The following is a 3,364-nucleotide window of genomic DNA, read 5'->3' on the forward strand; positions in this document are numbered from 1 at the left end:
GGCGCGGCGGGCGCCCGGATGACCGGCGGCGGTTTCGGCGGGTGCGTGATTGCACTGGTGGAGGAGTCGGCCCTGGAGGCGTGCACGGCGGCGGTACGGGCGGCGTTCGCGGAGCACGGTTTCTTCGCACCGGAGTGCTGGACGGCCACCGCGGCGGCGGGTGCGCGGCGGGCCGGTCACGCCCCGGCGGCCGGTCGGCACGTCCCGGCGGGTCATGGAAATCCGTGATCGGCGGACCGTGACGCCATTCGCCAGGTTTTTCAGTAACCAATACATTTGCCACTTGGAAAGGCTTTAACCTGCACGGTCGTGGTCCGGGCGCTCCCCCGCGCCCGGATCGCCTGCGCGGCAACGCTTCGGCACGGCTTCGGCAACGCCACCGGCCGTACACGTCGGGGATGGTCACTGATCACCTTCGACGTGTACGCAGTACCGGAACGCGTTCTTCCCGACCCTGCACCGAAGGGAAGCCGATGTCCCCCCTGACCCGACGAACGCTCATCGCCGGCGGCATCGCGAGCGCCGGCGTGACGGTCCTCGCGCCCGTCGCGGCGAACGCCCTGTCCTACCCGTTCACGCTGGGCGTCGCCTCCGGTGAGCCCGCCGCGGACGGCTTCGTCATCTGGACGCGCCTCGCGCCCAGCCCGCTCGACGCCGACGGCCTGGGAGGCATGGGCACCGCCTCCGTCTCGGTGGAGTGGCAGGTCTCGACGGACCAGCGGTTCACCCAGGTCGTGCGCAGCGGCACGGCGACCGCCGCGCAGACGTGGGCGCACAGCGTGCACGTCGAGGTGACCGGCCTGCTGCCCGGCCGCGAGTACTACTACCGGTTCCGCGCCGCCGGGCACATCTCCCCCGTCGGCCGCGGCGTCACCGCGCCCGCGGTCGGCACCAGCCCGTCGCTGACCATGCTGTTCGCCTCCTGCGCGCACTACGAGGAGGGCTACTTCACCGCCTACCGGCGGATGGCCGAGGAGAACCCGGACCTCGTCCTGCACCTGGGCGACTACATCTACGAGGGCGGCGCGACCACCACCAAGGTCCGCAAGTTCCTGCCCGGCACGGAGATCGCGAGCCTGGCCGACTACCGGGTGCGGCACGCGCAGTACAAGACGGACGTCGACCTCCAGGCCGCGCACGCCGTCGCGCCGTGGCTGGTCGTGTGGGACGACCACGAGGTCGAGAACAACTACGCGGCCCTCGTGCGCGCCAACACGTCCCCGGCCGGCGACTTCAAGGCACGCCGTGCGGCGGCGTACAAGGCGTACTACGAGCACATGCCGTTGCGCGCCGCGCAGGCGCCCGTCGCGGAGAACATGCAGCTGTACCGCCGGGTCCGCTGGGGCAGCCTGGCCACGTTCCACATGCTCGACACCCGCCAGTACCGCGACGACCAGGCGTGCGACGACGGCACGAAGGTGTGCGCGGAGGCCGACGACCCGAGCCGCACGCTGACCGGCGCGACGCAGGAGGCGTGGCTGCTCGACGGGATGCGGCAGAAGCTCGCCACCTGGGACCTGCTGGGGCAGCAGGTGTTCTTCGCGCAGAAGCTCGCCTCCGCCGACGGCGCGAAGTCGATGGACTCGTGGGACGGCTACAGCGCCAACCGCGACCGGCTGCAACGCGGCTGGGACGCGGCGGGACTGCGCAACACCGTCGTGCTGACCGGTGACGTGCACCGGTCGTGGGCGGCGAACCTGATGATGAACTACACCACCCAGGACCGGATCATCGGCACCGAGCTGGTGACCACGTCGGTGACCTCCAGCGGTGACGGCAACGCGGCCGACAACGGCCTGTCGAGCCTCAACCCGCACGTGAAGTTCTACAAGAACCTGCGCGGGTACGTCCGCACCGTCACCTCACCCACCCGGATGGACGTCGACTTCCGCTTCGTGGACCGGGTCAGCACGCGCGACTACCCGGTCCGGACGTTGCAGAGCTACGTCGTCGAGGCGGGCAACCCCGGATTGCAGGCGCCGTGAGGGAGTGGGCCATGAAGAAGTTCACCGTGGGGCTGGCGGTCACGACCGCGGGGCTCTTGCTGCTGGGCGCGGGCACCGCGTCGGCGGCGGTCACGTGGGCCGCCGCGAACAGCACCGCCACCGGTGACCAGGACAACGCGTCCGTGTCCGCGGCTCGCAACGGCTGGACCGCCGTCGCGTGGGAGGACGACCGCGACGACGCCACGCCCACCGACCCCGTGCACAGCGACGTGTGGGTCCGGCTGTTCAAGGACGGCGTGTCCCGCTACGAGAAGAAGGTGTCCGACGGCGGCACCGGCAGCTGGCGGCACGTGCAGCCGGACGTGGCGGTGCAGGACAACGGCACCGCGGTCGTGGTGTGGGCCGACGACGGCGAGGGCAACGGCTACTACAACATCCAGGTCCGCGTGCTGAACACCAGCGGCACCGTGACCGGGTCGGCGCGGGCCAACGCGAGCACCGACGGCCAGCAGACCTACCCGGCCGTGGCGACCGACCCGGACGGCGGCGGGTTCGCCGTGGTGTGGGAGGACAAGCAGACCTCCACCAACGCGACCGTGCGCATCGCCGGGTTCGCCTCCGCGACGTCCAAGACCTACGAGGCGCAGGTGCACGCGGCGGGCGGCACGCACCAGCGGCCGGACGTCGCCATGGGCGCGGCGGGCAACGCGATCGTCGTGTGGGAGGAGGACGGCGACGGCAACGGCGACTTCAACGTCGGCCGCAAGGTGCTCACCCCGTCCGGCGGGGTGAAGGTGGCGCAGGGCGTGGCCAACGCGAGCACCACCGGGCAGCAGCGGCGACCGGTCGTGGCGGCGAACTTCAACGGCGACCACGCCGCGGCCTGGACGACCGACCACACCGGCACGGCGCAGGTCGGCGTGCGGTCGTTCACCGCCACCGGCGCCGCCCGGACGGCCGCCGACGCGGTGCTGCCGGGCACCGACCCGCAGATCGGCATCGACGACCAGCTGAACGTGGCGGTGTCGTCGGTCGAGGCGCAGGACGTGGTCACGCAGGGCCTCAACCCGGACGGCACGGTCACCGGCAGGCTGCCCCGCCAGCCGACCGTCTCCACCGCCACGGGCAGGCAGGACGAGCCCGCGCTGGGCGTCGACCCGTGGGGGCAGCTCACCGTCGCCTACACCGACGACAACGACGGCAACGGGTTCGACCAGGTCTACCTCGGCACCGGGCTGGTCAACAGCACCTGGTGACCGACGTGCTCCCCGGCCCCCCGCGTCACGGGCCGGGGAGCACGCGCTCGTCCGCGAACTGCCGCGCCAGCCGCTTCGGCGCGCGGCACAGCCAGGCCTCGGTCAGCAGCTCCGCATCTCGTACTGCTACCCGACGCCCGAACGCATCCGTGAGGGCGTGCG

Annotated in this window: 2 protein-coding genes and 1 pseudogene; all 3 read left to right on the forward strand. The window is 72.0% G+C overall.

Annotated elements, in window-relative coordinates:
- Positions 1-228 (forward strand): annotated as a pseudogene (locus AB0G02_RS32335) (hypothetical protein); the annotation flags it as partial.
- A 245-nt stretch (positions 229-473) separates the two neighbouring features.
- Positions 474-1,985: an alkaline phosphatase D family protein gene (locus tag AB0G02_RS32340; RefSeq protein WP_360801746.1), complete on the forward strand. Its 1,512-nt coding sequence runs from the start codon at positions 474-476 to the stop codon at positions 1,983-1,985.
- 11 nt (positions 1,986-1,996) lie between these two features.
- Positions 1,997-3,202: a hypothetical protein gene (locus tag AB0G02_RS32345; RefSeq protein ID WP_360801749.1), complete on the forward strand. Its 1,206-nt coding sequence runs from the start codon at positions 1,997-1,999 to the stop codon at positions 3,200-3,202.
- Positions 3,203-3,364 lie beyond the last annotated feature (162 nt).

It is taken from the genome of Actinosynnema sp. NPDC023658 (assembly GCF_040639995.1).
Taxonomy (GTDB): domain Bacteria; phylum Actinomycetota; class Actinomycetes; order Mycobacteriales; family Pseudonocardiaceae; genus Actinosynnema.